A 24,361-nucleotide genomic window follows, 5' to 3' on the forward strand; every position below is an offset into this window, starting at 1 on the left:
AGTTTCCTGAAGTCTTCTCGTACCTGGCGGATCAGATCTCGTCGATGTTCGACGACTCGAAGCGCGCGGAGATGTTGATGCCGAGCTCCTCCGCGGCGCGGAAGGCCTCGTCGTCGGTGTCGCGGAGGCTCACCGCGGTGCCGTCGGCCGAGAGGACCTCGACGTTCAGGCAGAGCGACTGCATCTCCTTCATGAGCACCTTGAAGGACTCGGGGATGCCGGGCTCCTGGATGTTCTCGCCCTTGACGATGGCCTCGTACACCTTGACGCGGCCGAGGATGTCATCGGACTTGATCGTGAGGAGCTCCTGCAGTGCGTAGGCGGCGCCATAGGCCTCGAGGGCCCACACCTCCATCTCGCCGAAGCGCTGACCGCCGAACTGCGCCTTACCACCGAGCGGCTGCTGGGTGATCATCGAGTACGGACCCGTCGAGCGCGCGTGGATCTTGTCGTCGACGAGGTGGTGCAGCTTCAGGATGTACATGTAGCCCACCGACACGGGGTACGGGAAGGGCTCGCCCGAACGGCCGTCGAACAGCTGCGTCTTGCCGCTGGAGTCGATCAGGCGCTCGCCGTCGCGGTTCGGGAGGGTCGAGTCGAGCAGGCCCGCGATCTCCTCCTCCAGCGCGCCGTCGAACACGGGCGTGGCGACCTTGGTGCCGGGCTCGGCCTCGCGGGCGACCTCGGGCAGGCGCTTGGCCCAGTCGGGCTTGCCCTCGACCTTCCAGCCCTGCTTCGCGACCCAGCCGAGGTGGGTCTCGAGCACCTGGCCGAAGTTCATTCGACCGGGGATGCCGAGCGGGTTCAGGATGACGTCGACCGGCGTGCCGTCGGCGAGGAACGGCATGTCCTCGACCGGCAGGATCTTCGAGATGACGCCCTTGTTGCCGTGGCGGCCGGCGAGCTTGTCGCCCTCGGTGATCTTGCGCTTCTGGGCGATGTAGACGACCACGCGCTGGTTGACGCCCGAGCCGAGCTCGTCGTCGCCGTCCTGCGCGTCGAACACCTTGACGCCGATGATCGTGCCCTGCTCGCCGTGGGGGACCTTGAGCGACGTGTCGCGCACCTCGCGGCTCTTCTCGTTGAAGATCGCGCGGAGCAGGCGCTCCTCGGCCGACAGCTCGGTCTCGCCCTTCGGCGTGACCTTGCCGACGAGGATGTCGCCGGGACGGACCTCGGCGCCGATGCGGATGATGCCGCGCTCGTCGAGGTCGGCGAGCAGGTCGGGGCTCACGTTGGGGAGATCGCGGGTGATCTCCTCCTTGCCCAGCTTGGTGTCGCGTGCGTCGACCTCGTACTCCTCGATGTGGATCGAGGAGAGGACGTCGTCCTTCACCAGGTTCTGGCTGAGGATGATCGCGTCCTCGAAGTTGTGGCCCTCCCACGGCATGAACGCCACGAGGAGGTTCTTGCCGAGCGCGAGCTCGCCGTTGTCGGTCGCGGGACCGTCGGCGATGACCTCGCCGGCCTCGACGCGCTCGCCGGCGGAGACGACGACGCGGTTGTTGTACGACGTGCCCTGGTTGGAGCGGTCGAACTTGCGCAGGTAGTAGGTCTGCGTGCCGCCCTCGTCGAGCTGCAGCGTGACGAAGTCGGCCGACACCTCGGCGACCACACCGGCCCGGTCGGCCGTGATCACGTCGCCGGCGTCGATCGCGGCGTAGCCCTCCATGCCCGTGCCGACGAACGGCGAGTCGCTGCGCAGCAGCGGCACCGCCTGGCGCTGCATGTTGGCGCCCATGAGCGCGCGGTTGGCGTCGTCGTGCTCGAGGAACGGGATGAGCGAGGTCGCCACCGACACCATCTGGCGCGGCGAGACGTCCATGTAGCCGATCTCGTCGGCGGGGAACAGGTCGACCTCGCCGCCCTTCTTGCGGGCGAGGACGCGCTCCTCCTGGAAGTGGCCGTCGGCCTTCAGCGGCGCGTTGGCCTGGGCGACGATGTAGTCGTCCTCCTCCATCGCCGTGAGGTAGTCGATCTGGTCGGTGACCTTGCCGTTCACGGCCTTGCGGTACGGCGTCTCGATGAAGCCGAACGAGTTGATCCGCGCGAACGACGCGAGCGAGCCGATGAGGCCGATGTTCGGGCCTTCCGGCGTCTCGATCGGGCACATGCGGCCGTAGTGCGAGGGGTGCACGTCGCGGACCTCGACGCCCGCGCGGTCGCGCGAGAGGCCGCCGGGGCCGAGCGCCGAGAGGCGGCGCTTGTGCGTGAGGCCCGCCAGCGGGTTGTTCTGGTCCATGAACTGCGACAGCTGCGAGGTGCCGAAGAACTCCTTGATCGCGGCGACGACGGGTCGCACGTTGATCAGGGTCTGCGGGGTGATCGCCTCGATGTCCTGCGTGGTCATGCGCTCGCGGACCACGCGCTCCATGCGCGACAGGCCCGTGCGGACTTGGTTCTGGATCAGCTCGCCCACCGCGCGGATGCGCCGGTTGCCGAAGTTGTCGATGTCGTCGACGTCGAGGCGGATGTCGACGGCCTTGCCGCCGCGGCGGCCGGGCAGCGTGGGACGGTCCTCGTGCAGGGCGACGAGGTACTTGATCGTGGCGACGATGTCCTGCACCGTGAGCACCGAGTCCGTCAGCGGGGCCTCGAGGCCGAGCTTCTGGTTGATCTTGTACCGGCCGACCTTGGCGAGGTCGTAGCGCTTCGGGTTGAAGTAGAAGTTGTCGAGCAGCGCACGCGCGGCCTCGGCGGCGACCTGCTCGCCCGGACGCAGCTTGCGGTAGATGTCCTTGAGCGCCTCCTCCTTCGTGAGGATGTTGTCCTTTTCGAGGGTGAGCGCGATCGACTCGTAGCCGGCGAACTCCTCGAGGATCTCCTCGGAGGTGAGGCCCAGGGCCTTCAGGAAGACGGTCACGGACTGCTTGCGCTTGCGGTCGATGCGAACGCCGACCTGGTCGCGCTTGTCGACCTCGAACTCGAGCCAGGCGCCGCGGCTCGGGATGACGCGCGCCGAGTAGATGTCCTTGTCGGAGGTCTTGTCGGGGGTGCGCTCGAAGTAGACGCCGGGCGAGCGGACGAGCTGCGACACGACGACGCGCTCGGTGCCGTTGATGACGAAGGTGCCCTTGGGGGTCATGAGCGGGAAGTCGCCCATGAACACGGTCTGCGTCTTGATCTCACCGGTGAGGTGGTTCATGAACTCCGCGTTGACGTACAGCGGAGCGGAGAAGGTCTTGCCCTTCTCCTTGCACTCGTCGATGGTGTACTTCGGCGGCTCGAGCTCCGGGTTCGTGAACGAGAGCTGCATGGTCTCGCCGAGGTCCTCGATGGGCGAGATCTCCTCGAAGATCTCCTCGAGGCCGGTGGTCTCGGGCAGGTCCTGACGGCCCTGCTCGGCGGCGGCCTCGACACGTGCCTTCCACGCCTCGTTGCCGACGAGCCAGTCGAAGCTCTCGGTCTGCAGGGCGAGCAGGTCGGGTACCGTGAGGGTGTCGGTGACCTTCGCGAACGAGAGGCGGCTTGCACCGCGTCCGTTCTTGGGGGTGGGCGTGGTTGCGTTGCGCGCAGCAGCCAAGGAAATGACCTCCATGGCCCCCTCGGGGGCCGGTTCACTGTCGGTGGTGGTTGGAGTTGACCCCTCAGACGAAGTGCGGATACCGGGAGACCCGGCACGCAGGAGCCGACCGCAATATGAAGGCATAGTGGGTCTGGGAGCGCAAAGGTCAAGCATAGAACGCGATACGCGCCATGTCCAGTCGAATCTTGACCTCATCGTGAATCTCGGGTATAACCCAGCTTCGCCTCCCCGCGCGGCACCGATCCGCGGCGCTGCGGGTCGATCGGACGGGTGCGCGCGTGCCACGATGCAGGCGTGGCATCCCGCATCGAGTTCGAACGCGACGTGTTCTCGTCGACGGGCCTGACCCTGCTCGTCGACGGCGCCGCGCAGTCGCACGTCGACGCGGCCGATCCGACCCGGCTGTTCTTCGAGTACGTGCGGCGGATCGGGCACGTCGTCGATGCGGTCGCCGACCCCGGCGCGCCCATCGCCGCGCTGCACCTCGGCGGCGGGGCGATGAGCCTCGCCCGGTACGTCGACGCCACGCGGCCCGACTCGGCTCAGGTCGTCGTCGAAGCCGATTCCCGGGTGGTCGACCTCGTGACCGAGCGGATGCCGCTGCCCGAGCAGGCGCGCATCGAGGTGGTCGTCGCCGACGCCCGCGATGCGGTGGTGCGCCTCGCCCAGGAGCCGAGGCGCTTCGACATCGTGATCGTCGACCTCTATACGCGGCTCGACGCGCCCGCGTTCGTGGACGAGCCCGGCTTCCTCGGCGCCTGCCTCGGCCTGCTCGCGCCGGGCGGCGTGGTCGTGGTGAACGTCGCCGACGCCGCGGGCGGCCCGCGGCTGGCCGCCCAGGCCCGCGCGATCGCGCGCGCCGACCCCGGTGCCGAGCTCCTCGTCGCCGGCCCTCCCCCGGTGCTCTCGGGGGCCGAGGAGGGCAACGCGGTGATCGTCGCGGGCTCCGCGATCCCCGACCGGGTCGGGGAGCGCCTGCGCCGGGCCGGCCCGTTCCCCGCCGAGGTGCTCGAGGGCGCCCGGCTCGACGTGGTCCTGTGGGGCGCCTGCTGAGGAAGCGGCGGTAGCGTGGCATCCGTGCCCGACCTCGAACGCCGCCTCGCCCGGAGCGGCCACCTCGCGCGCCTCGAGGAGTCGCGCACGCGGCCGGGCGCATGGACGCTGTACGTCGACGGCACGCCGCAGTCGCACGTCGACCTCGAGGACCCGGAGTGGCTCGGGTTCGAGTACGTGCGCCGCATCGGGCACGCGATCGACCTCGTGCGACCGGCGAGCGAGCCGATCACGGCCGTGCACCTGGGCGGCGGCGCGTTCACCCTGCCCAGGTACGTCATCGCGACCCGGCCGGGATCGCGACAGCAGGTCGTCGAGCTCGAGTCCGACCTCGTCGATCTCGTCCGCGAGCACCTGCCCCTGCCCCGCGGCGCGCAGCTCCGGGTGCGGCACGGCGACGCGCGCGAGGTCCTCGCGAAGCTGCCCGCCGGCCTCACCGGAACGGTCGACATCGTGGTGATCGACATCTTCTCGGGCTCGCGGACGCCCGCGCACGTGACCAGCGCCGAGTTCCACGGGCTGGTCTCGCCGCGGCTCGCACCCGGCGGCATCGTCGTGGTGAACGTCGCCGACGGAGCCGGCCTCGCGTTCGCCCGGTCGCAGGCCGCGACGCTCTCCCACGTGTACGAGCACGTCGCGATCGCCGCCGACACCGGCATGCTGAAGGGCCGCCGGTTCGGCAACGTCGTCATGTACGCCTCGCACGACCCGCTGCCGTTCGAGTCGATGCCGCGACGCCTCGCGAGCGACCCGGCGCCGGCGAAACTCGTCGAGGGCGCCGAGCTCACGCGGTTCATCGCGGGTGCACCGGTGGTGACGGATGCCACGGCGATCCCCTCGCCGCCGCCGTCGCGTTCGGTGTTCCTCTCGAAGCGGTAGCGGGCGCGTCAGCGCGCGTGCCGGAAGCGGATCTCCTGCCCCGGCCGCACCTGCGCGACCAGGTCGAGCGACGCGGGCTCGACGATCGCGACGACCGGGTACCCGCCGGTGACCGGACGGTCGGCGAGCAGGATCGTGGGCACGCCCGCCCCGGTGACCTGGATGCCGCCCGCGACCGTCGGCTCGCTCGGCAGCTCCGCCGTGACGCGCCGTTCGATCGCGGGTCCCTCGAGTCGGGCACCGATGCGGTCGGCCGACGCCGAGAGCCGCCAGGGCGACTCGTACAGCGCACGCAGCGCGGCATCCGTCACCCAGTCGGCACGCGGGCCGGGCAGCAGGCCGAGCGTGACGGCGCCGGTCGGCGGCGGGTAGGCCGCGTCGTCGTCGAGCAGGGGCACGGATGCCGCGGGCTCGGCGCCCACGCGCAGCATCCGGCCGGCGCGCACCGGCTCGGGGCCGAGCCCGGCGAGCGTGTCGCGGCTGCGCGAGCCGAGCACCGGCGTCTCGTCGACGCCTCCGCGGACGGCGAGCGCGTACCGCAGGCCACGGACGGCCGGACCCAGCTCGATCGGATCCCCCGCGCGGACGCGGTGCGCGCGGTACGGCCACGCATCGCGACCGCCGACGCGGACGGGTCCCCACGCGCCCGCGACGGCGACCCACAGGTCGGCGTCGGCGACCGCGCGGAAGCCGCCGAGCACGACCTCGAGGCCGGCCGCGTCGTCGGGGTTGCCGACGAGCCGGTTCGCGAGCGCCATGGCCGCGCGATCGAGCGCGCCCGACGCGGACACGCCCATCCGGGCGAGCCCGGGACGGCCGAGGTCCTGCACGAGCACCGAGCCCGACGCCGCCTCGACGTGCAGCGCGGTCACGGGCCCACCGCCCGGAATCGCACGGTGCGACCCGGCGCGAGCAGCGCGGGCGGGTCGGCGTGGGGGTCCCACAGCGCGGCGTCCGTTCGCCCGACCAGGCGCCAGCCGCCGGGGCTCTCGCGGGGGTAGGCGCCCGAGAACCCGGCTGCGAGTCCGACCGCGCCCGACGGCACGCGCGTGCGTGCGACGTCGAGCCTGGGCACGTCGAACGGCCACTCGTCGGCCACGAGGTACGCGAAACCCGGTGCGAAGCCGATGAACGCGACCCGCCAGGCGGTACCGGTGTGCCGCGCGATGAGGTGCTCGGGCGAGACGCCGAGCAGTCCGGCGGTGTCGGCGAGGTCGTCGCCGCGGTAGTCGACCTCGACGACGACCTCGCCGGCCCGCGGTGCGGCCGGGCCGGCCGCCGCGGCCGCCGGCCCGGCCGCCACGCGACGCACCCAGCTCGCCGCCGTCTCGAGGGGCAGGACCGCGGGTTCGACCGCGACGAGCAGCGTGCGCGCCGCGGGCACGAGCTCGACCACCCCGTCGGGCGCCGACGCGGCGAGCGCGTCGTGCAGCGCCATCACGCCGGCGAGCGAGTCGGTCTCGACGAGCAGCGCGGTCGGCCCCGAGGGGAGCAGGCGGACGGCCGTCGTCATGCGAACGGCCGCAGCTCGTGCCCGGCGGCGTCGAGCGCGGCGCGCACCGCGCGCGCGAGCTCGACCGCACCGGGGGTGTCGCCGTGCAGGCACAGCGAGTCGGGCCCGAGGTCGACACGGCTGCCGTCGTGCGCGATGACGCCGCCGGTCTCGACGAGCTCGAGTGCGCGGTCGACCGCGGCCGACGGCTCGTGCACGAGCGCCCCGGCCTCGGTGCGCGGCACGAGCCGCCCATCGGCGAGGTAGCCGCGGTCGATGAACGCCTCGCGGGCGTAGCGGATGCCTGCCTCACCCGCCGCGCGTTCGAGCTCGCCCGCGGGCGGGCCGAGCAGCGCGATCGCGGAGTCGAACGCGGCGAGCGCGTCGGCCACGGCGAGGGCTGCGGCCCGGTCGGCGTCGAGGCGGTGGTACAGCGCGCCGTGCGCCTTGACGTAGCGAACCTCGGTGCCGGCGGCCCGGGCCACCGCGTCGAGCGCACCGAGCTGGTAGACCACCTCGGCGGCGATCTCGTCGGGCGAGACGGCCAGCTCGCGGCGTCCGAAGCCCGCCCGGTCGCGATACCCCGGGTGCGCGCCGAGCGCGACCCCGTGGGCGACGGCGAGACGGGCGCTGCGGACCATCGTGAGCGGGTCGCCCGCGTGGAAGCCGCACGCGACGTTCGCGCTCGTGACCAGGGAGAACATGGCCTCGTCGTCGCCCATGCGCCACGCGCCGTACCCCTCGCCGAGGTCGGCGTTCAGGTCGATCGCCCGCTGCATGCTCCCATTCTGCCGCCGTGTCGCGCAGACTGGTCCGGGGAGGTGGCATGCGCGCACGGAGTCTCGCGGCGGCGGCGTCGGTCGTCCTGCTCGCAGGCTGCGCGTCGGGTCCGGAATCCGGTCCGGTCGTGAACCCGCCGTCCGGGACGGCGGTGCCCAGCCCCACTGAACCGCCGGCGTCGCAGGCGCCCGTCGTGGCTCCCACGGGCACCCCGGAGGTGCTGGCGCAGGGCCTCGAGGCCCCGTGGTCGGTCGTGCGCCTGCCCGACGGCGGCGTGCTGGTGAGCGAACGCGACTCGGGGCGCATCGTCGAGGTGCTCGAGGACGGCAGCGTGCGCGAGGCGGCCGTGGTCGACGGCGTGGTCGCGGGCGGCGAGGGCGGTCTCATGGGGCTCGCGCACCTGCCCGGCGACGGCGGCGACGACGGCGACGCGCTCTACGCCTACTTCTCGACCGACTCCGACAACCGGGTCGTGCGGATGCCGCTCACGGGCACCGCCGGAGAGCTCGGCCTGGGCGAGCCCGAGCCGATCCTCACCGGCATCCCGCGCGGCCGCAACCACAACGGCGGCCGCCTCGCGTTCGGCCCGGACGGGTACCTCTACGCCACGACGGGCGATGCCGGCGACCGTGCCGCCTCGCAGGACCTCGGCTCGCTGGGCGGCAAGATCCTGCGCATGACCCCTGACGGGGAGCCGGCCCCGGGCAACCCGTTCGACTCGCTCGTCCACTCGTTCGGGCACCGCAACGTGCAGGGCATCGCCTGGGATGCCGCCGGCGGCATGTGGGCGGCGGAGTTCGGTCAGAACACGTGGGACGAGCTCAACCGCATCGTCGCGGGCGGGAACTACGGGTGGCCCGAGGTCGAGGGGCGCGCCGACGACCCCCGATTCACCGACCCCGCAGTGCAGTGGCCGACCGCCGAGGCGAGCCCGAGCGGGATCGCGGTGGTCGGCGACACGGTCGTCATCGCGGCGCTGCGCGGCGAGCGCCTGTGGTGGGCCTCGCCGGCCACGGGCTCGCCCACCGATGTGGTCGACACGTACGCGGGCGAGTACGGACGCTTCCGCGACGTCGTCCCTGGCCCCGACGGCGAGGTGTGGGCGCTCACGAACAACACCGACGGCCGCGGCTCGCCGCGCGAGGGCGACGATCGGCTGCTGCGCATCCACGTCGCCGAGGCCGGCTGACCGGCCCCCGGATGCGGGGCACCCGAATCGGTGGCGATGTCCCGGGGCGGCGCTATTGTCGTTCGCATGGCGGATCTCGGACGCGTTCGGGTCTGGGCGGAGGCGCTCATCGCCCTGCATCTCGACCCTGCCGTCTGGAGCTTCGGGTTCGACAACGCGAAGAAGCGCGCCGGGCTCTGCAACTACACCGACCGGCACATCTCGGTCTCGCGCTACCTCGCGTCCAGGTACGACGACGACGAGATCCACCAGATCCTGCTGCACGAGGTCGCGCATGCGATGGCAGGGTCACGGGCCGGGCACGGCCCCAGATGGGCCCGGATCGCGACGTCGATCGGCTACGTCGGCCGCCGCACGCACGACGGCGCGGTCGCCGACGAGCTCGCCCCCTGGGTCGGCCGCTGCCCGTCCGGGCACGAGCACTACCGCTACCGCGCGCCGTCGCGCCCGCTCAGCTGCGGCCTGTGCCGGCGCGGGTTCGACCGCGCGAACCTCATCGTGTGGCGTCGCCGCGAGATCACCGTCGCGATGCGCCGCGCCGCGGCGAGCGCCGCGGCCGAGTGACCTCGGGGCGCGTCGCGAGGTCGCGACGCGTCCGCATGTCGCCCGCGGCATCCGCCCTCGGATCGCGACGAAACCCGCCGGACCGACCGGGTAGGTTGGTGCGGTGCCCGTCTCGACCGTCTCGATCCCCGTCGGCCAGTGGTTCGCCGACGACAGCGGCCGGTGGTGGTTCGACTCCGGTTCGTTCGCGCTCGACTTCGCCTACACCGGGGGCCTTCCCGTCGCCGTCGCCCCTGAGCGCATGCACGCACCGGACGACCTCGCGGCGTGGCTGCGCGAGCGGTTCCCGATGACGGTCGGGGCCGCCCGATCGCGCGACCTCTTCGACGCGGTCGCCCTGCGCGACGCGATCGCACGGCTCGCACTCGCGGCCGGGCGCGGCGAGCAGTTTCGCGCCGCCGACGTCGACGTGGTCAACCTGTACGCGGCCACTCCCGACATCCCGCCGACCCTCGACGGCGGCTCGCGTCAGGCCGGCCGCTCGGTGCAGACCGTCGGCCAGGCGCTGTCGACCATCGCGCGCGACGCGGTCGACTGCTTCGGCCCCGCGAACGCCGGACGCGTGCGCGTGTGCGCGGGCGACTGCGGCATCGTCTACCTCGACACCTCGCGCGCGGCGAGCCGCCGCTGGTGTTCGATGCAGCGCTGCGGCAATCGCGCGAAGGTGCGCGCGCACCGCGCCCGCAAGTCGGGCAAGGCGCAACTGACCGCGGCCTAGGGCCGAGGGATCACCGGATCTGCGCGATGCGGATCCTGACCGCGGCATCCCGACCCGCCGGGAGTCCGTCGATGAGCGCGTCGGCGACCCGGCGTGCGGTCCGCGGCGTGTCGCCCTCGCGACGGGTCGCGATCCGGGCGGTGACGACCAGCGTGCCGTCATGGTCCCCGACGTCGACCCGGCTCGGAGGTTCGGACCCGCCCGCACCGGGCGGGGCGACGAGCTGCGCCGCGCGTGCGGCTGCGGCGCGAACCGTGGGCGGGAACACCCGGTCGACCCCATCGACGGCGAGGGCGCGCGTGGCGAGGTCGTCCCCGAGGCGCGCGTCGGCGGAACCGGCGGTCGTCATCGCTGCTCCTCGGCCGGCGCGTACCCGTGGAGGTCCGCGATGGTCACGTCGACCGCGGCGACGACGAGCTCGGTGTGCCGGCTCAGCGCCGCGGCGACGCGGTCGCGGAGGGTGGCGGAGAGCTCGGGGACCGACCTCCCCCACATGGCGCTGGCCGTGAGGTGCACGCGGATCGGTGCGCCCGGTCGCTCGGCGGCCCCGAGGAGTTCGCACCGTCCCACGATGAGCCCGTCGATGTCGTCGGCCACATCGCGGAGGAGTGCCCGCACGGCGCCCTCGGTCACGCTGATGCGGACGCGAGGGTCGGGGTGGTGGATGGGGAGGTCGCGTCCGGCGCGCATCTCGCGGTGGATGTCGCTCAGGATCGCCTGCATCCAGCTCTCGGGCGGGGCGGGAAGCTCTGCGGCATCCTGCGCGATGAGGTCGCGGGAGAGCCGGGCGACGCGGGCGAGTGCTCGGAGTTCGTTGAGGCACTCCGGGCACGTCTCGATGGCGGGGTCGTACGGCGTGCGGCCGGCGGTGAGGTAGTCGCTGAGCTCGTCGATCGTCTTGCCGCACTCCGGGGTGACGCGTGCCGCGTCGTTCATTTCCACCCCTCCATCTGCGCCGTGACGTTCGCGCGTGCTCGCGCGAGCTTGCCTCTCACCGTAGCCGGAGGAAGGTGCATCTCCTCGGCGATCTCGGTGTAACTGAGTTCGGCGATCTCCCGGAGCAGCCAGCACTGGCGCTGGTCGTCGGGAAGCCGGTCGAGGGCGGCCGACAGCGCCCTGAGCTCCGCGTTCCGCACGGCGACGTTCTCGGGGCGGGTGTCGCCGGATCCCGGGACGTCGATCGGGGGAAGGGGGGCGTCGGACGGGCGTCGCCTGACGTGGGCGAGCGCCTCGCGGCTGGCGATCCTCATCAGCCACGCCCTCACGGCGCCCGGATTCCTGAGTGCGTGGAGCTGCCTCCACGCGATGATGAACGACTCCTGGACCACGTCGTCGGCTTCGGTGCGCGACCCGACGATGCGTGACGTGTAGGCGCGCATGAGCGGTCCGTGCCGCTGCACGAGCGCCTGGAATGCGGCGACGTCACCGTGGACGGCTCGCTCGACGAGGATCTCGTCGCTGACGAGCTGCAGTCGATCGGCAGGGTGGCCGTCGCCTTCGGATATCGTCACGCCACCCCCCAGTGACTCAGTTCGTGACGAATGCGCTCGGCACCGTCTCTTACCTGTAGAGCGACGATATCGCTCCGACGCGGAGCCGCAAGGCGATTGCGTCCCGTCCACTCCACCGATAAGAGGACTTCCATGGCTACCGAAGATCGAGACACCGCCGCCGGCGACCGGACGTCGGCTGCACCCACCGCCGCAGGCGCGCGCCCCTCGCGCGTCGACCGCGCGAGCGCGCAGTCGCGGATTCCCGCCGATGCGGGCACCGCGGGTCGCACCACCATCGCCGAGGGCGTCGTGGCCAAGGTCGCCGGGATCGCCGCGCGTGAGGTCACGGGCGTCTACGCGCTCGGCGGGGGCGGCGCTCGCGCGTTCGGCGCGCTGCGCGATGCGGTGAACGCGACCGACCTGACGCAGGGCGTCAAGGTCGAGGTCGGCGAGACGCAGGCCGCCGCGGACCTGACCATCGTCGTCGAGTATCCGGCTCCGATCCAGGACGTCGCCGCCAACGTCCGAGCCGCCGTGAGCGGGGCGATCAGCTCGCTGGTCGGCCTCGAGGTGGTCGAGGTCAACGTCGCCGTCAACGACGTTCACCTGCCCAGCGACGGCACGGACGAGGAAGAGTCACGAGTCTCATGACGCCGACGGTCTCCGGAGCACTGGTCGGTGCGATCCTGGCCGTCTCCATCCTCGTGTTCGGGTTCTGGGGATTCCTCCTCATCGCCGTGTTCATGGCGGTCGGGGCGATCCTCGGCCGTATCGTGTCCGGGAAGCTCGACGTCCGCGGACTCGCAGACGCGCTCACCGGCCGGCGCACGTCGTAATGGCCATGGCAGCTGCAGCGTCCATCGGCGGCGGCCCCGCACCGGTCGCCGCCGAAGCGCCGCCGCCCACGCATCCCGGCCGCATCGTGGTCGAGGAACGCGTGCTCGTGAAGGTGGCCCGGGAGGCGAGCGCCGACGCGGTGGGGGTCGATCGCGGCCAGGTGTCGGTGGATGTCGCGCAGTACCGCGGTGGGATCGCCGTGCGGATCGCCACCCCGCTGCCGATTCCCGCCTTGGACGACACGATCGCCGTCCGGGCCGGGAAGCCGGTCCTGGATCGGGTGGCGTCCATCCAGCAGGAACTCCGTGACCGCCTCGCGCGCCTCATCGGCCGCGATGTCGTCCGGGTCGACATCACCGTGACCGGTGCCGTCGTCGCGCAGCGGAAGCGCGTGAGATGAGCACGCCCGCATTCCGCCGGATCGTGCGCCGCGAGACCCATTCGCCTCGAACGGTCGCGATGATCATCGTGGTCGTCATCCTGATCCTCGCCCTGGTCTACCTCGGCGTGGAGATCGTGCTCGACCTGCTCTCGCAGCCCGCCCTGCTGGCGGGGCCGGAGGCGGCACTCGCGTGGATCGTCGGACTGCCGGCAGCGCAGCCCGAATGGGCCGTGGTCGCCGGCGGCATCGCACTGGCGGTCGTCGGCGTGGTCTTCGTGTTCCTCGCCGTGGCTCCCGGGAGGCTGCCCAAGCACGAGATGACCTGGCCCGACCGGGCCGTCGTCGTCGACAACGGCGTGATCGCGTCCGCGATCGCCCAGCGCATCAGCGAGGAGACCGGCATCGCCCGTGAGCACATCGCCGTCGGGGTGTCGCACCGGAGGGTCGACGCGACCGTGACGCCCGGTCCGGGGGTCCCGCTCGACGCGGCGCGCGTCCACGACCTGGTGGAGACGGAACTGGCCTCGTATCAGCTCGCTCCGCCGGTGACGACGCGGGTTCGCATCCTTCAACCGCAGCAGAGCGAGCTGGACCGATGAACAACACCAACCGAGCCCTCAACCGGACGATCCTGCTCCTCGTCGGCATCGTGCTCGTCGGGCTCGGAGCGTCCGCGGTGATCGCGACCGCGTGGCCCCCTGCCGCGGAGTACTGGACCCGGGCCGGCGATGCCGCCGGATCCTGGATCGAGCAGGCCGTCGACGAGACGATGATCGGCACCACCACGCTCAGCTGGATGGCCGTCGCCGCACTCGCGCTCATCGTGCTGCTGGTGGTGATCCTCCTGGCCACTGCGGTCCGGATCATCGGCGGCAGCCGCTCGCGCACCGTGTTCCGCTCCAGCGGCCGGGAGAACCCCCTCGGCCGGGTGGTCGTCGAGGAGGGCTTCGTCTCCGACGCGCTCACGCACTCGCTCGAGCAGCGCGACGAGATCCTGTTCTCCAGCGTCACCGCCGACGACGTCCGCACGCAGCCGGTCATGCACGTCAGCGTGACACCCCGGCAGAACACGTCCCCCCGGGACGTGGTCGAGGACGTCGACCAGCTCGTGACCAACCTCGCCGCCCTGACGGGCCGCGACATGCCGACGTTCATCTCCATCCACTCGGGGCTCCGAGCGAGACTCGCCGACGATCAACGCCGGCTCGCGTAGGCGCCGAGCACGGCAGCCCTGCTCGTGCTCGCGTCTCGCGTCTCGCGTGGTCGCCGCCTACCCCGACGACCCCGGTGCCTCGCGGAGCACGCGCACCGGCGCCCGCTCGTCGCGGGCGGCCGCACGACGCAGGTCGGCGGGATCGGCGCCCGCCGCGCTCGCCTCGCGTCCGGCGGCCGACGCGGTCGCGAGGTGCGCGACCGCGCGACGCAGGCCGGCGTAGGCGGCGGATGCCACGGCCGCCTCGGGCGACGTGTCGTCGATGCCGAGCTCGATGAGCGCGTCGATCACCGCGCCGGCCGCCAGCACGTCGTCGGCCGCGAAGCCTCCGTCGGCACGACCCGCGGCGACGACCGCGAGGTACGCGCGGCGGCCGAGGCGCTCCTGCTCGGCGAGCATCCACGCTGCGGCTGCGCCCGCGTCGCGCAGGCTCGCCACGAGCACCGCGGCGCCGGCCGGTGCGGCATCGAGCACCCCGCGCGGAACGAGCGGTGCGTTCGCGGCGGTCCCGCCCGCGGCATCCGTCGCCGTCTGGTCGATCCACACGACCACGTGCACGCCCTCGCCGATGCGCCGCACGCCGTCGAGGCCCTGGTCGAACCGCACCTGGTACTTCGCCTGCGCCGCCGGCGCGGCAGGGGTGGTCTCGCTCACCGCGACAGGCTACGCGACGGCCGCGCTCGTAGGGTGGGTGCATGACCTCGCATGTCGACGAACGACCCGTGACGATCATCACCGGCGGCAGCCGCGGCATCGGCGCCGCGATCGCCGAGCGCCTCGCGGCCGACGGGCACGACCTGCTGCTGACCTATCGCGAGCGTCGCGACGACGCCGAGCGCGTGGCCGACGGATGCCGCGCCGCGGGCGCGCGCGTCGAGCTGCTGCAACTCGACCAGGCCGACCTCGACGCGTGCGCCGACGTCGTGCCCGAGGCCGTGCGCCGGTTCGGCCGGGTCACCGGGCTCGTGAACAATGCCGGGATCACCGGTCGCATCGGCCCGTTCCTCGACGGCTCGATCGAGGAGTCCGAGCTCGTGTTCCGCGTCAACGTGCTCGCGCCCATGGTGCTCTGCCGTTCGGCGATCACGCACATGTCGACCGAGCTCGGCGGTGCGGGTGGGTCGATCGTGAACATCTCGTCGAGCGCGGCGACGCACGGCGCACCCAACACCTACATCCCGTACGCGGCCAGCAAGGCGGCGGTCAACGTGATGTCGACCGGGCTCGGCCTCGAGTTCGCCCGCGCCGGCGTGCGGGTGAACACCGTCTCGCCGGGCACGAGCCGCACCGAGATCCACGCGGCGGCCGGGCGGCCGAACGCACCGGACGAGCGTGCGGCCGGCATCCCCATGGGCCGGCCCGGGGAACCGCACGAGATCGCGGGGGCGGTCGCCTACCTGCTGTCGGATGACGCGTCGTACGTGACCGCGACCGACATCCGGGTCTCGGGCGGCAAGTAGACCCGCCGGTCGTGCGCGGCCACCTTCCGGGCCGGGCCGGGCGGAGCCGGGCGGACCCTGCGGGGCCCGGCGGGCGTCAGCGGTGCAGCGCCGCGAAGTGCGCCAGCGCCTCGGCGTCGCTCGCGCGCGACGCGGCTCGGCGGGCGGCGTCGAGCGCCGCGACGGGATCGGACTCCCGGCGGGCGATGCCGAGCTGCCGCTCCGCCTCGGCGAGGCGCGTCCGCGCGTCGGCGCCGGCGTACGCGCGGGCCCGCTCCAAGGCGGCCTTGGCGACGGTGATCTGGCTCTCGGCGATGGCGATCGCCCCGGGCAGGGCCCCGCGGGCGCCGTCGAGCCGGTCCTCGGCGCGGCGCACGGTCGAACGGGCGACCTCGAGGCGGTCTCGCGCGGCGCGCAGCCGGTCGCGCTCGGCGAACGGATCGCCGGCGCGGGCCTCGCGGCCGACCAGCAACGGCGACAGGTCGCCGATCGCGGCGGCGAGCGCTGCGGCCGCGTCGGGGTCGGTGGCCGCATCGCGTTCCCGCCGTGCGGCGACGAGCTCGGCGTCGAGCGAGGACGCTTCGGCCCCCGCCTCTTGCGCGGCGGTGGCGAGGTCGAGTTCCACCCGCTCGACCGACGCGAGTTCGCCCTCGGCGCGGTCGAGCGCGTGCGCGGCCCGATCGAGCGACGGGGCGACCGGTCGAGCGGCCTCCGCGAGCGCAGACTCGCCCTCGGCGAGCGCGGCCTCGGCCGCGTCGAGGTCGCGATCGGCCCGAGACGCGGCCCCGTGCGCGCCGGCGAGCGCGGCGGCGTCGAACCGCGAACGGAGCCGCCCGAGCGTCCCCGTGGCGTCCTCGCGCCGGACCCGCAGCCGACGGTGTCGTTCGCGCAGCGCCGGGAGGTCGGCGGCGGCACCTCGCTCTGCGGCCCGACGCCCGGCCAGGGCCGCGTCGGCGTCGGCGAGCGCGTGCTCGATCGCGGCGCAGAGCTCGGTGATCCGGTTGCTCCACGAGCGATGCTGCGCGGCCGTGTCGTCGCCGGCCTCATCGAGACGCTGCTGCAGCAGGAACGCCTCGCGCAACCACGCACGGGCGCGGCCGACGGTCTCGGCGAGTTCTCGCGCGGTCTCGGGCCCGAACTGGGCTTCGGCGAAGCGCACCTCCTGCTCGGCGTCGCGCACCGCCTCGTCGGCACGCACCAGCTGCGCCTTCGCCTGGGTCTCGAGCCCGCGGACCGCGATGCGGTCGACCGACTCACGCCGCGCCCCGAGGCGCCGGAAGCCGACGGCCGCGCCCACCAAGAGGACCGCGGTCGCACCGAACACCACGAAGGAGGGCACCAGCCACTCCAGTCCGCCCATGTCGCGAGTCTAGGCACTCCCGCGGCGCCCGGGGAGGGCGGGGCCGGGAGACGGCCGAACGGCGGCCGGGAATCCGGCGAGGACGCTTGGCCGCGGCATCCGTCGCCCCTAGCCTCGACGCATGCGCGTGCTGCTGAAGCTCACCCTCGACTGCGACGCGGACGCCGCGTGGCGCGCGATCCGCAGCCCGGCGGTGCTGCGCGAGGTGGTCGCCCCGTGGCTCGACTTCGAGTCGCTCGAGGGCGAGGGGTTCCCGGCGACCTGGCCGGAGGGCTCGCACCGGCTGCGCACGCTCGCGTTCGGCATCGCGCCGACCGGCGAGGAGATCATCGACGTGTCGTACCCGGGCGGCCTGCCGCCGGGCGTGCGGATGCTGCGCGACGGCGGCGGTGCGGTGTCGGGCCCGCTCGCGGCGTTCCGGCACTGGGACCACCGGATGGCGATCTCGCCGCTGCCCGACGGCCGCACCCTGTACCGCGACCAGTTGCGCGCGCACGCCGGGGCCCTCGAGCCGCTGCTGTGGTACCCGACGTGGGCGTTCTGGCAGTATCGCGGCATGCGGCTGCGACAGCTCGCGCCGACGTGGGCGTACGACCCGCCGGGCACGGTCGATGCGGCGAGGTCGGCGTCGTGAGCGCGAGCCTCGGCGCGCTGCAGCTGCAGGACTGGCGGCGGCGGGTGTTCGGGCTGTACGCGGGCGTCCGGCATCTCAGCGTCCACGATCCCGCCGAGGGCCACGAACTCTGGAAGTCGGGTCGCGACGAGCTCTTCGCCGGCCATCCGCAGTCGCCGCTGCTGCCCGACGACCGGGCCCGGTTCACGGGCCTGACGGTCTCGCGATACGACCCCGACTGGCGGTTCGAACTCGAGGTGCGCCGTCCCGATGAACCCGCCCGCATGCTGATCGACGGCTCGAGCGACGGACCCATCCCGTTCTCGCTGGTCGGCACGGTCCGCATCCCCTACCTGGGCACGCTCGACGTGTGGCGGCTGCGGACGTACGGCGGCGGACTGTTCCTCCCGGTCAAGGACGCGCTGGCGGGCCAGCCCGGCGGCACCTACGGGGGCGGCCGCTACCTGCTCGACACGATCAAGGGCGCCGACCTCGGCTCGGGCGCCGACGACGACTCGCTCATCGTCGACTTCAACTTCGCCTACAACCCGTCGTGCGCGTACGACCCGTCGTGGTCGTGCCCGCTCGCGCCGGAGGGCAACACCGTGCGCGACGAGATCGCGGTGGGCGAGCGGATGCCGCGCTGAACCTCGCGCACGCACCAGCGAGCAGAATTCAGGAGGCGCTCGGCGTGTCGCCGCCGTCGCCCCGGCGCGTCGCGACGACACGCCGCACAGCTTCCTGAATTCGGGAGGTGCTACGGTGGACGTCGGCGTGCGCGACGATCGCGCCGCCTGCGTCGTAGACACGCTCCCGGGCCCAGGGCCCGATGACTTCATACGGCGAACGGATTCGCCGACCGGCGTCTTCGCCATTTTCATCCCATGGCCGGGTCTCGAGACGCCGCTGCGCGCCTCCACGATCCGCACATGGGTGCCATCCCGAACGGACCACCTTTGACGGACCTCACCTTCGGCGCGCTCGGCGTGCCCGCTCCCCTCGTCGCGGTTCTCGCCGCCGACGGCAAGACCACCCCCTTCCCGATCCAGGCCGACACGCTGCCCGACACGCTCGCCGGGCGCGACGTGCTCGGCCGCGGCAAGACCGGCTCGGGCAAGACCATCGCGTTCGCGCTGCCCATGGTCGCCCGGCTCGGGACCACCCTCGCGGGCGGCAAGCGCCGGGCCGGCCGTCCCCTCGGCCTCGTGCTGGCGCCGACCCGCGAGCTCGCGACGCAGATCACCCAGACCTTCGAGCCGCTCGCGGCCGCGTACGGCCTGAAGGTCACCACGATCTTCGGCGGCATCAGCCAGACTCGCCAGGTCAGCGCGCTCCGCGCGGGCGTCGACATCGTCGTCGCCACCCCGGGCCGCCTCGAGGACCTCATGAAGCAGGGATTCCTCTCGCTCGACGCGATCGAGATCACCGTGCTCGACGAGGCCGACCACATGGCCGACCTCGGCTTCCTTCCGGTCGTGACCCGCATCATGGACAAGACCCCCCAGGGCGGCCAGCGCATGCTGTTCTCCGCGACCCTCGACAACGGCGTGGACAAGCTCGTGCGCCGCTACCTGCAGAACGAGGTGCTCCACTCGGTCGACGAGGCGAACTCGCCCGTCGCGCAGATGACGCACCACGTCTTCGAGATCGACGACGTCGACGCCAAGAACGAGCTCGTGCGCACCCTCGCGTCGGGAACGGGTCGCCGCATCCTCTTCATGCGCACCAAGCACCACGCCAAGAAGCTCGCCAAGAAGCTCACCGACCAGGGCATCCCGGCGGTCGACCTGCACGGCAACCTGTCGCAGCCGCAGCGCGACCGCAACCTCGCCGCGTTCGGCGACGGCTCGGTCAAGGTGCTGGTGGCGACGGATGTCGCCGCGCGCGGCGTGCACGTCGACAACATCGAGCTCGTCATCCACGTCGACCCGCCCACGGAGCACAAGGCGTACCTGCACCGCTCGGGCCGCACCGCCCGCGCCGGCAGCGAGGGCGATGTGGTGACGATCTGCCTGCCCGCGCAGAAGCACGACCTCAAGACGCTGCTCCGCAAGGCCGACATCCGCGTCACGCCGCAGCAGGTCACGGCCGACTCCCCCGCCGTGTCGAAGCTCGTCGGCGACGTCGCCCCCTACGTGAAGCCCGCACCGCGCGAGGCGAAGCCCGCCCAGGGCGGCGGTCGGTCGCAGGGCGCGAACGCGCAGCGCAAGCGCGCCGCCCGCACCGGCGAGCCGCAGCCCGCAGGCCAGGGTCGTCGCAGCCGCGGTCGCGGTCGCGGCGGTCAGTCCGATGTCGCGCCCGCCGCGACGCGCCGCGACCGGTCCGGTCGCCCCGCCGAGGCCAAGGCGCACGCGCCGAACCAGTCCGGCGGGCAGGGCCGCGCCGCGCAGTCGTCGAGCGCCCCGCGCGCGGCATCCGCGAGGCACGGCCAGAAGCAGCCGCTCCGGGTCGGCAGCCTCGTGACGCCGTCGCGTTCCACGCGCACCAACCGCCGCGCCCAGGGCTGACGCCCGGCACGGCCGACGGCCCCGCTCCCGACCGGGACGCGGGGCCGTCTCGCGTTCAGACGGCGAAGTCGGGCCGCAGGTTCCACGCGGTCGACGCCTCGAGCCGGGCCAGCAGCCCGAGCGCCTGCAGCCTCGCGTGGTCGTCGCTCACCGTGCTGTACACGTCGATGGCGAGCGGCGGCGGCTCGCCCACGCGCGGAAGCTCGACCTCGGCCCACGCCCGGTCGGCGAGCGGCACGCGCGCCTGCACGGTGCCCGCGCCCTCGACCCGCGAGTCGGAGGCGAGCGCGATCACCGCGAGCGCGTCGATCCTCGTCGCGGCGCTGCGCAGCACGATGGTCGCGCAGTACTCCACGGGCGGCTCGACACGGCGGCCGGGCAGGGGCGGCGGGCTCATGATGAGCCGCAGGCTACGCTTCGGCGCTGAGCGGATGCCGCGTCGCAGCCGTGCGCGGGATGTGCGTCGGCGCACGCCCGGCCCGCGGCATCCGTCGATTTCGCCGGTGACGGCAGGCCGGGTTAGCCTGAGGCGCATGAGCACCGAGGTCGCTGCCGAAGTCGTCATCCGTCCCGTTCGAGACTCCGACGTCGAGGCGTTGGGCCGCGTGCACGCGCAGTGCTGGCACGAGGACTACGACAGCCTGGTCGACGCCGCGACCCTCGCGAACCTCTCGCCCCGCCGCATGGCCGAGCTCTGGACCCATTGGATGGGCCAGGGCGACGAGTTCACCCACGTGGCCGCGCTCGTCGACAGCGAGATCGTCGGGTTCGCCGGCGCCGGCCCCGCCCGCGATGCCGACGCACCGCGCGAACGCGAGCTGTTCTTCATCCACCTGCTCGACGCGCACCACGGCAAGGGCATCGGGCAGAAGCTGTTCGACGCGACCGTCGGCGAGGCCTCGGTGTACCTGTGGGTGCCGTCGGCCAACGAGCACGCGGTGGCGTTCTACGAGCGCAACGGCTTCACCGCCGACGGCGCGTCGCACGACGAGCCGTTCCTCGGCGAGACCATCCACGAGATCCGGATGGTGCGCTAGACCGGTCGCCTCCGCAGCCGCCTACGGCAGTGCGCCGACCGAGGCGAGCGCGCGGCGCAGCAGCACGCCGCGGCCGCCCTCCAACTCGGCGCCGAGCGACTCGCTCGCAGCCTCCTGCGGGGTGACCCAGGTGACCTCGAGCGCGTCCTGCCGCGGCTCGCACGTCCCCGTGACGGGCACGACGTAGGCGAGCGAGACGGCGTGCTGGCGCTCGTCGGTGAACGGCGAGATCCCGGGCAACGGGAAGTACTCGGCGACGGCCGCCGGGACGGGGCTCGCGGGCAGCAGCGGGAAGGCCATGGGCCCGAGGTCCTTCTCGAGGTGCCGGAACAGCGCGTCGCGGATCGTCTCGCCGTACATGACCCGACCCGAGACGAGCGTGCGGGTCATCTCGCCGACGGCGTTCGCGCGCAGCAGCACGCCGACCTCGGTGACCTGGCCGACGCCGTCGACGCGGACCGGCACGGCCTCGACGTAGAGCAGCGGCAGGCGCCCGCGCACCTCTGCGAGCTCGATGTCGCTCAGCCAGCCCGGATTCGCGGGCGGCTGCACGACGGGCTCGTCGCCGGGATTCCAGTCCGGGTCGGGTGTGCGCACGGCCATGCCTCGATTCTGCCCCACGAGCCCCGCGGCCGCTCGGAACTCGCATCCGCCTCGCCGGGGGCCGAGTCGGCCGGGGTACGATGCCCCGATGCGGATCGACGACGACGCGGTGCTGTGGTCGGCATCGCCTGCCGACCGGGCCGGCCGGCCCCTCCTGGTGCTGCTGCACGGCTACAACTCGCACGAGGGCGACCTCTTCGGGCTGAGCCCGTACCTGCCGCTGCAGCCCGCGATCGCATCCCTGCGCGCGCCCATCGCGACCGGCTACGGGCACGCCTGGTTCCCGCTGCCCGAGCAGCTCGACGACGAACTGTCGACGGCGGACGCGGAATCGGCGACGACCGCGGTGATCGAGTGGCTCGAACGGGTGGCGCCGGACGCGGCATCCGTCGGCCTCCTCGGCTTCTCGCAGGGTGGCGCCATGGCGATCGAACTGCTGCGGCGCGACCCAGATCGGTTCGCGTTCGCCGTCGCGCTCGCCGGGTTCTCGCTCCCCGGCGAGCGCGAGGGCGACGAGCGGATGTCGCAGCTCGCACCGCCGGTCTTCTGGGGCCGCGGCACGGCCGACGAAGTGATCCCGACGGAGGCGATCAGGCACACCCAGGACTGGCTGCCGGCGCATGCGGACGTCGACCAGCGCGTGTACGAGGGGCTCGGCCACTCGGTCTCCGAGCGCGAGCTCGCCGACGTGACGGCGTTCCTCGCGGCACGGTACGCGGCCTGAGGCCGCCGGATCAGACCCCGGCGCCGCCTCCGCCGCCGCCCGCACCCGCATCGCGGCGGGCGGCGTCGCGTTCGGCGATGCGGCGCTTCTCGGCGCGCACGCCGGCCTGGCGGGCGCGCTCCTCGACGAGCCACGCGGGCGGGGCCTCGAGGAGCCGCTTGATCTCGACGGTCGTGAGGGGCTGGTCGATTCCGGCGCGCGCGAGGCCCGAGTTCGAGACGCCGAGCTTCGCGGCGACGACGGTGCGCGGGTGCGGTCCCTCTCGGCGGAGCGTCTCGAGCCATTCGGGCGGGTCGGCCTGCAGCGCCGTGAGCTCGTCGCGCGTGACCTCGCCGGAGCGGAACTCCTCGGGTGCGGCATCGAGCAGGATGCCGAGCTTCTTCGCCGCCGTCTCGGGCTTCATCGACTGGGAGGGGCGGGGCTTCGACTCGTTCACGCCTCCACGGTAGTCGGCTTCGTCACGCGCCGCAGGCGCCGACTACCCTGAGAGGGCCGCTCGGCGCGGCGGGAAGGGGCTGACGTGTCGCTGCGGCTCGACTACGTCGCGGGCGTGAGCCCCGCGAAGTGGCTGCGCGCGTGGGCCGACCGCCGTCCCGACCTGCCGCTCGTGGCCGAGCGCGTCGACCAGTCCGCACAGCTCGACCGCGTGCGGTCGGGCGAGGCCGACCTCGCGTTCGTGCGCCTGCCCGTCGATGACGAGGGCCTGCACCGCATCGCGCTGTGGGAGGAGGCGCCGGTCGCGGTGCTCCCGAAGGACCATCCGTTCGCCGATGCCGATGCGCTCGCGCTCGCAGACCTCGAGGACGAGCCCCGGGCGCCCGAGCAGGGCGACCCCGCGATGACCGTCGAGCTCGTCGCCGCGGGCACCGGCTACGCGCTCCTCCCGCACGGCATCGCCCGCCTGCACCACCGCCGTGACGTCGTCGCGGTCCCGGTGACGGATGCCGCGCCGACGCGCATCGCGCTCGTCTGGCGGGTCGAGCGCGACGACGACGACATCCAGGAGTTCGTGGGCGTGGTGCGCGGGCGCACCGCCCGCAGCTCGCGTGGCGCCGACGAACCCGCCGCGGCCGAAGCCGCGCCGCCTGCGAAGCCCTCGCCCTCGCCGCGCGGCGATCGCCGCTCGGCCGGCGGCAGGTCCTCCGGCGGACGCAGCGGCGGCTCGCACCGCGGAGCGCGGCCGAAACGGCGCGGAGGGCGACGGCGGTGACCTCGAGGTTCCTGTTCATCTCGGCACGACCCGAGGTGGAGGCCGTCGGCCCCGAGTACGAGTCCGTGCGGCGCGCGACGGGACTCGACGCCGGCCGCCTCGACCACCACCGGCTCGATGTCGAACCGCTCCGGGAGCTGGTCCCGCAGCAGTTCGCGGGCGTGATCGTCGGCGGCAGCCCCTACAACGTCACGACGCCGCACGAGCACAAGCACCCGGTGCAGCGCCGCGTCGAGGACGACCTCGCCCGGCTCGCCGAGCGGGCGCTCGCGACCGACCACCCCGTGCTGTTCACCTGCTACGGCATCGGCGTCCTCACGCGCGTGCTGGGCGGCGACGTGGGCACGCTGTACGGCGAGGAGGCCGCGGCGGTCGAGATGACGCTCACCGACGAGGGCCGGGCCGATCCGCTGCTCGGGGTGCTTCCCGCCCGGTTCGACGCGCTCGTGGGCCACAAGGAGGCCACGAGTCGCCTGCCCGCCGACGCCGTGCACCTCGCCCGCTCCGCGGGCTGCCCCGTGCAGGTCTACCGCGTCGGCCGCCACGTGTACGCGACCCAGTTCCATCCGGAGGTGTCGACCGCCGACTTCGTCGCGCGCGCCGAGGTGTACCGGCACCACGGATACTTTCCCGCGCGCGAGCTACGGGCGGTGAGCGAGCGGCTCGCCGCGGCATCCGTCACCGAACCGCAGCGGATGCTGCGCCGTTTCGTCGAGCTCGCCGGCGGATGAACGCCGCAGCG

The 24,361-nt window shown here is 73.2% G+C and carries 30 protein-coding genes; 18 read left to right on the forward strand and 12 right to left on the reverse strand.

All coding sequences use genetic code 11. The features are described 5' to 3' along the window. Positions 1–31: 31 nt before the first annotated feature. Positions 32–3,523: a DNA-directed RNA polymerase subunit beta gene (gene rpoB, locus ACULK4_RS13985; RefSeq protein WP_445966309.1), complete on the reverse strand. Its 3,492-nt coding sequence runs from the start codon at positions 3,521–3,523 to the stop codon at positions 32–34. Positions 3,524–3,820: 297 nt separating this feature from the next. Between rpoB and ACULK4_RS13990 the strand changes: the two genes are divergently transcribed. Beyond that, positions 3,821–4,579, forward strand: coding sequence for a spermidine synthase (locus ACULK4_RS13990; RefSeq protein WP_445966181.1), 759 nt, complete (start codon positions 3,821–3,823; stop codon positions 4,577–4,579). A gap of 15 nt (positions 4,580–4,594) precedes the next feature. Next, on the forward strand, positions 4,595–5,458 hold the full coding sequence (locus ACULK4_RS13995; RefSeq protein WP_445966182.1) for a spermidine synthase: 864 nt from the start codon (positions 4,595–4,597) through the stop codon (positions 5,456–5,458). A gap of 8 nt (positions 5,459–5,466) precedes the next feature. Here the strand turns inward: ACULK4_RS13995 and ACULK4_RS14000 are convergent, their stop codons facing one another. Genes ACULK4_RS14000 through ACULK4_RS14010 form a run of 3 tightly spaced genes read right to left on the reverse strand, consistent with a single transcriptional unit; the run spans position 5,467 to position 7,729 of the window. Next, complete coding sequence (locus tag ACULK4_RS14000) at positions 5,467–6,330, reverse strand: 5-oxoprolinase subunit C family protein (RefSeq protein WP_445966183.1); 864 nt, start codon at positions 6,328–6,330, stop codon at positions 5,467–5,469. Further along, the gene (locus ACULK4_RS14005; RefSeq protein WP_445966184.1) at positions 6,327–6,971 is read right to left on the reverse strand and encodes a 5-oxoprolinase subunit B family protein; all 645 of its coding nucleotides are present in this window, start codon (positions 6,969–6,971) and stop codon (positions 6,327–6,329) included. Before ACULK4_RS14005 ends, ACULK4_RS14000 begins: the two co-directional genes overlap by 4 nt. Further along, positions 6,968–7,729 carry a LamB/YcsF family protein gene (locus tag ACULK4_RS14010; RefSeq protein ID WP_445966185.1) on the reverse strand — a complete coding sequence of 254 codons (762 nt, stop codon included), beginning with the start codon at positions 7,727–7,729 and terminating at the stop codon, positions 6,968–6,970. Before ACULK4_RS14010 ends, ACULK4_RS14005 begins: the two co-directional genes overlap by 4 nt. Positions 7,730–7,776: 47 nt before the next feature. Here ACULK4_RS14010 and ACULK4_RS14015 point away from each other — a divergent pair, with 47 nt between their 5' ends. The 3 genes from ACULK4_RS14015 (at position 7,777) to ACULK4_RS14025 (ending at position 10,201) form a co-directional block, all read left to right on the forward strand. Then, entirely contained in the window at positions 7,777–8,919 is a 1,143-nt protein-coding gene (locus ACULK4_RS14015; protein ID WP_445966186.1) for a PQQ-dependent sugar dehydrogenase, read from the forward strand. A gap of 66 nt (positions 8,920–8,985) precedes the next feature. Next, entirely contained in the window at positions 8,986–9,483 is a 498-nt protein-coding gene (locus tag ACULK4_RS14020) for a SprT-like domain-containing protein (protein ID WP_445966187.1), read from the forward strand. Positions 9,484–9,586: 103 nt separating this feature from the next. Then, entirely contained in the window at positions 9,587–10,201 is a 615-nt protein-coding gene (locus ACULK4_RS14025; protein WP_445966188.1) for a CGNR zinc finger domain-containing protein, read from the forward strand. 10 nt (positions 10,202–10,211) lie between these two features. Here ACULK4_RS14025 and ACULK4_RS14030 read toward each other — a convergent pair whose 3' ends face one another. Genes ACULK4_RS14030 through ACULK4_RS14040 form a run of 3 tightly spaced genes read right to left on the reverse strand, consistent with a single transcriptional unit; the run spans position 10,212 to position 11,712 of the window. Then, a complete protein-coding gene (locus tag ACULK4_RS14030) occupies positions 10,212–10,550 on the reverse strand; it encodes a hypothetical protein (protein ID WP_445966189.1) in 339 nt (112 codons plus the stop codon). Then, positions 10,547–11,137, reverse strand: coding sequence for an Asp23/Gls24 family envelope stress response protein (locus ACULK4_RS14035; protein ID WP_445966190.1), 591 nt, complete (start codon positions 11,135–11,137; stop codon positions 10,547–10,549). Before ACULK4_RS14035 ends, ACULK4_RS14030 begins: the two co-directional genes overlap by 4 nt. Next, the gene (locus tag ACULK4_RS14040; protein WP_445966191.1) at positions 11,134–11,712 is read right to left on the reverse strand and encodes an RNA polymerase sigma factor; all 579 of its coding nucleotides are present in this window, start codon (positions 11,710–11,712) and stop codon (positions 11,134–11,136) included. The genes ACULK4_RS14035 and ACULK4_RS14040 overlap by 4 nt, the downstream gene beginning before the upstream one ends. A gap of 132 nt (positions 11,713–11,844) precedes the next feature. Here ACULK4_RS14040 and ACULK4_RS14045 point away from each other — a divergent pair, with 132 nt between their 5' ends. The 5 genes from ACULK4_RS14045 to ACULK4_RS14065 are packed head-to-tail and all read left to right on the forward strand — an operon-like array spanning position 11,845 to position 14,126. Next, positions 11,845–12,345: an Asp23/Gls24 family envelope stress response protein gene (locus ACULK4_RS14045; RefSeq protein WP_445966192.1), complete on the forward strand. Its 501-nt coding sequence runs from the start codon at positions 11,845–11,847 to the stop codon at positions 12,343–12,345. Next, on the forward strand, positions 12,342–12,530 hold the full coding sequence (locus ACULK4_RS14050; RefSeq protein WP_445966193.1) for a DUF2273 domain-containing protein: 189 nt from the start codon (positions 12,342–12,344) through the stop codon (positions 12,528–12,530). Before ACULK4_RS14045 ends, ACULK4_RS14050 begins: the two co-directional genes overlap by 4 nt. Before the next feature lie 5 nt (positions 12,531–12,535). Next, positions 12,536–12,931, forward strand: coding sequence for a hypothetical protein (locus tag ACULK4_RS14055; RefSeq protein ID WP_445966194.1), 396 nt, complete (start codon positions 12,536–12,538; stop codon positions 12,929–12,931). After that, a complete protein-coding gene (locus tag ACULK4_RS14060; RefSeq protein WP_445966195.1) occupies positions 12,928–13,512 on the forward strand; it encodes an Asp23/Gls24 family envelope stress response protein in 585 nt (194 codons plus the stop codon). Before ACULK4_RS14055 ends, ACULK4_RS14060 begins: the two co-directional genes overlap by 4 nt. After that, entirely contained in the window at positions 13,509–14,126 is a 618-nt protein-coding gene (locus ACULK4_RS14065) for a hypothetical protein (RefSeq protein ID WP_445966196.1), read from the forward strand. The genes ACULK4_RS14060 and ACULK4_RS14065 overlap by 4 nt, the downstream gene beginning before the upstream one ends. 57 nt (positions 14,127–14,183) lie before the next feature. Here the strand turns inward: ACULK4_RS14065 and ACULK4_RS14070 are convergent, their stop codons facing one another. Beyond that, positions 14,184–14,780 carry a 2-phosphosulfolactate phosphatase gene (locus tag ACULK4_RS14070; RefSeq protein ID WP_445966197.1) on the reverse strand — a complete coding sequence of 199 codons (597 nt, stop codon included), beginning with the start codon at positions 14,778–14,780 and terminating at the stop codon, positions 14,184–14,186. A 41-nt stretch (positions 14,781–14,821) separates the two neighbouring features. Between ACULK4_RS14070 and ACULK4_RS14075 the strand changes: the two genes are divergently transcribed. After that, positions 14,822–15,586 (forward strand): SDR family NAD(P)-dependent oxidoreductase, encoded by a 765-nt coding sequence (locus ACULK4_RS14075; RefSeq protein ID WP_445966198.1) that lies wholly within the window; start codon positions 14,822–14,824, stop codon positions 15,584–15,586. 76 nt (positions 15,587–15,662) lie between these two features. On the opposite strand, the gene ACULK4_RS14080 is transcribed toward ACULK4_RS14075, so the two are convergent. After that, on the reverse strand, positions 15,663–16,925 hold the full coding sequence (locus ACULK4_RS14080) for a hypothetical protein (protein WP_445966199.1): 1,263 nt from the start codon (positions 16,923–16,925) through the stop codon (positions 15,663–15,665). Positions 16,926–17,046: 121 nt separating this feature from the next. On the opposite strand from ACULK4_RS14080, the gene ACULK4_RS14085 reads away from it, so the two are divergent. The 3 genes from ACULK4_RS14085 to ACULK4_RS14095 all read left to right on the forward strand — a co-directional run bounded on the left by ACULK4_RS14085 (position 17,047) and on the right by ACULK4_RS14095 (position 20,045). Beyond that, complete coding sequence (locus tag ACULK4_RS14085) at positions 17,047–17,559, forward strand: hypothetical protein (protein WP_445966200.1); 513 nt, start codon at positions 17,047–17,049, stop codon at positions 17,557–17,559. Beyond that, positions 17,556–18,185 (forward strand): DUF1684 domain-containing protein, encoded by a 630-nt coding sequence (locus ACULK4_RS14090; protein WP_445966201.1) that lies wholly within the window; start codon positions 17,556–17,558, stop codon positions 18,183–18,185. Before ACULK4_RS14085 ends, ACULK4_RS14090 begins: the two co-directional genes overlap by 4 nt. A 309-nt stretch (positions 18,186–18,494) precedes the next feature. Further along, positions 18,495–20,045, forward strand: coding sequence for a DEAD/DEAH box helicase (locus ACULK4_RS14095; protein ID WP_445966310.1), 1,551 nt, complete (start codon positions 18,495–18,497; stop codon positions 20,043–20,045). A gap of 55 nt (positions 20,046–20,100) precedes the next feature. On the opposite strand, the gene ACULK4_RS14100 is transcribed toward ACULK4_RS14095, so the two are convergent. Then, entirely contained in the window at positions 20,101–20,442 is a 342-nt protein-coding gene (locus ACULK4_RS14100; protein ID WP_445966202.1) for a hypothetical protein, read from the reverse strand. Between the two features lie 136 nt (positions 20,443–20,578). On the opposite strand from ACULK4_RS14100, the gene ACULK4_RS14105 reads away from it, so the two are divergent. Next, positions 20,579–21,082, forward strand: coding sequence for a GNAT family N-acetyltransferase (locus ACULK4_RS14105; protein ID WP_445966203.1), 504 nt, complete (start codon positions 20,579–20,581; stop codon positions 21,080–21,082). Positions 21,083–21,103: 21 nt separating this feature from the next. Here ACULK4_RS14105 and ACULK4_RS14110 read toward each other — a convergent pair whose 3' ends face one another. After that, positions 21,104–21,685, reverse strand: coding sequence for an NUDIX hydrolase family protein (locus ACULK4_RS14110; protein ID WP_445966204.1), 582 nt, complete (start codon positions 21,683–21,685; stop codon positions 21,104–21,106). An 88-nt stretch (positions 21,686–21,773) separates the two neighbouring features. Between ACULK4_RS14110 and ACULK4_RS14115 the strand changes: the two genes are divergently transcribed. Beyond that, the gene (locus ACULK4_RS14115) at positions 21,774–22,409 is read left to right on the forward strand and encodes an alpha/beta hydrolase (protein ID WP_445966205.1); all 636 of its coding nucleotides are present in this window, start codon (positions 21,774–21,776) and stop codon (positions 22,407–22,409) included. A gap of 10 nt (positions 22,410–22,419) precedes the next feature. On the opposite strand, the gene ACULK4_RS14120 is transcribed toward ACULK4_RS14115, so the two are convergent. Continuing rightward, entirely contained in the window at positions 22,420–22,812 is a 393-nt protein-coding gene (locus ACULK4_RS14120; protein ID WP_445966311.1) for a DUF5997 family protein, read from the reverse strand. Between the two features lie 117 nt (positions 22,813–22,929). On the opposite strand from ACULK4_RS14120, the gene ACULK4_RS14125 reads away from it, so the two are divergent. Continuing rightward, positions 22,930–23,619, forward strand: a complete 690-nt coding sequence (locus tag ACULK4_RS14125; RefSeq protein WP_445966206.1) for a LysR family transcriptional regulator substrate-binding protein — start codon at positions 22,930–22,932, stop codon at positions 23,617–23,619. Further along, positions 23,616–24,350 (forward strand): glutamine amidotransferase, encoded by a 735-nt coding sequence (locus ACULK4_RS14130; RefSeq protein WP_445966207.1) that lies wholly within the window; start codon positions 23,616–23,618, stop codon positions 24,348–24,350. The genes ACULK4_RS14125 and ACULK4_RS14130 overlap by 4 nt, the downstream gene beginning before the upstream one ends. Positions 24,351–24,361 lie beyond the last annotated feature (11 nt).

Source organism: Agromyces selenitireducens, from assembly GCF_052748465.2.

Excerpts from the sequence above, each read along its gene's own strand:
- ACULK4_RS14035 (WP_445966190.1), bottom strand. The coding sequence starts at position 11,137 with ATGAACGACGCGGCACGCGTCACCCCGGAGTGCGGCAAGACGATCGAC.
- ACULK4_RS14115 (WP_445966205.1), top strand. The coding sequence starts at position 21,774 with ATGCGGATCGACGACGACGCGGTGCTGTGGTCGGCATCGCCTGCCGAC.
- ACULK4_RS14100 (WP_445966202.1), bottom strand. The coding sequence starts at position 20,442 with ATGAGCCCGCCGCCCCTGCCCGGCCGCCGTGTCGAGCCGCCCGTGGAG.
- ACULK4_RS14030 (WP_445966189.1), bottom strand. The coding sequence starts at position 10,550 with ATGACGACCGCCGGTTCCGCCGACGCGCGCCTCGGGGACGACCTCGCC.
- ACULK4_RS14045 (WP_445966192.1), top strand. The coding sequence starts at position 11,845 with ATGGCTACCGAAGATCGAGACACCGCCGCCGGCGACCGGACGTCGGCT.
- ACULK4_RS14120 (WP_445966311.1), bottom strand. The coding sequence starts at position 22,812 with ATGAAGCCCGAGACGGCGGCGAAGAAGCTCGGCATCCTGCTCGATGCC.
- ACULK4_RS14105 (WP_445966203.1), top strand. The coding sequence starts at position 20,579 with ATGAGCACCGAGGTCGCTGCCGAAGTCGTCATCCGTCCCGTTCGAGAC.
- ACULK4_RS14065 (WP_445966196.1), top strand. The coding sequence starts at position 13,509 with ATGAACAACACCAACCGAGCCCTCAACCGGACGATCCTGCTCCTCGTC.
- ACULK4_RS14060 (WP_445966195.1), top strand. The coding sequence starts at position 12,928 with ATGAGCACGCCCGCATTCCGCCGGATCGTGCGCCGCGAGACCCATTCG.
- ACULK4_RS14080 (WP_445966199.1), bottom strand. The coding sequence starts at position 16,925 with ATGGGCGGACTGGAGTGGCTGGTGCCCTCCTTCGTGGTGTTCGGTGCG.
- ACULK4_RS14015 (WP_445966186.1), top strand. The coding sequence starts at position 7,777 with ATGCGCGCACGGAGTCTCGCGGCGGCGGCGTCGGTCGTCCTGCTCGCA.
- ACULK4_RS14055 (WP_445966194.1), top strand. The coding sequence starts at position 12,536 with ATGGCAGCTGCAGCGTCCATCGGCGGCGGCCCCGCACCGGTCGCCGCC.
- ACULK4_RS14005 (WP_445966184.1), bottom strand. The coding sequence starts at position 6,971 with ATGACGACGGCCGTCCGCCTGCTCCCCTCGGGGCCGACCGCGCTGCTC.
- ACULK4_RS14085 (WP_445966200.1), top strand. The coding sequence starts at position 17,047 with ATGCGCGTGCTGCTGAAGCTCACCCTCGACTGCGACGCGGACGCCGCG.
- ACULK4_RS14020 (WP_445966187.1), top strand. The coding sequence starts at position 8,986 with ATGGCGGATCTCGGACGCGTTCGGGTCTGGGCGGAGGCGCTCATCGCC.
- ACULK4_RS14110 (WP_445966204.1), bottom strand. The coding sequence starts at position 21,685 with ATGGCCGTGCGCACACCCGACCCGGACTGGAATCCCGGCGACGAGCCC.
- ACULK4_RS14050 (WP_445966193.1), top strand. The coding sequence starts at position 12,342 with ATGACGCCGACGGTCTCCGGAGCACTGGTCGGTGCGATCCTGGCCGTC.
- ACULK4_RS14010 (WP_445966185.1), bottom strand. The coding sequence starts at position 7,729 with ATGCAGCGGGCGATCGACCTGAACGCCGACCTCGGCGAGGGGTACGGC.
- ACULK4_RS14075 (WP_445966198.1), top strand. The coding sequence starts at position 14,822 with ATGACCTCGCATGTCGACGAACGACCCGTGACGATCATCACCGGCGGC.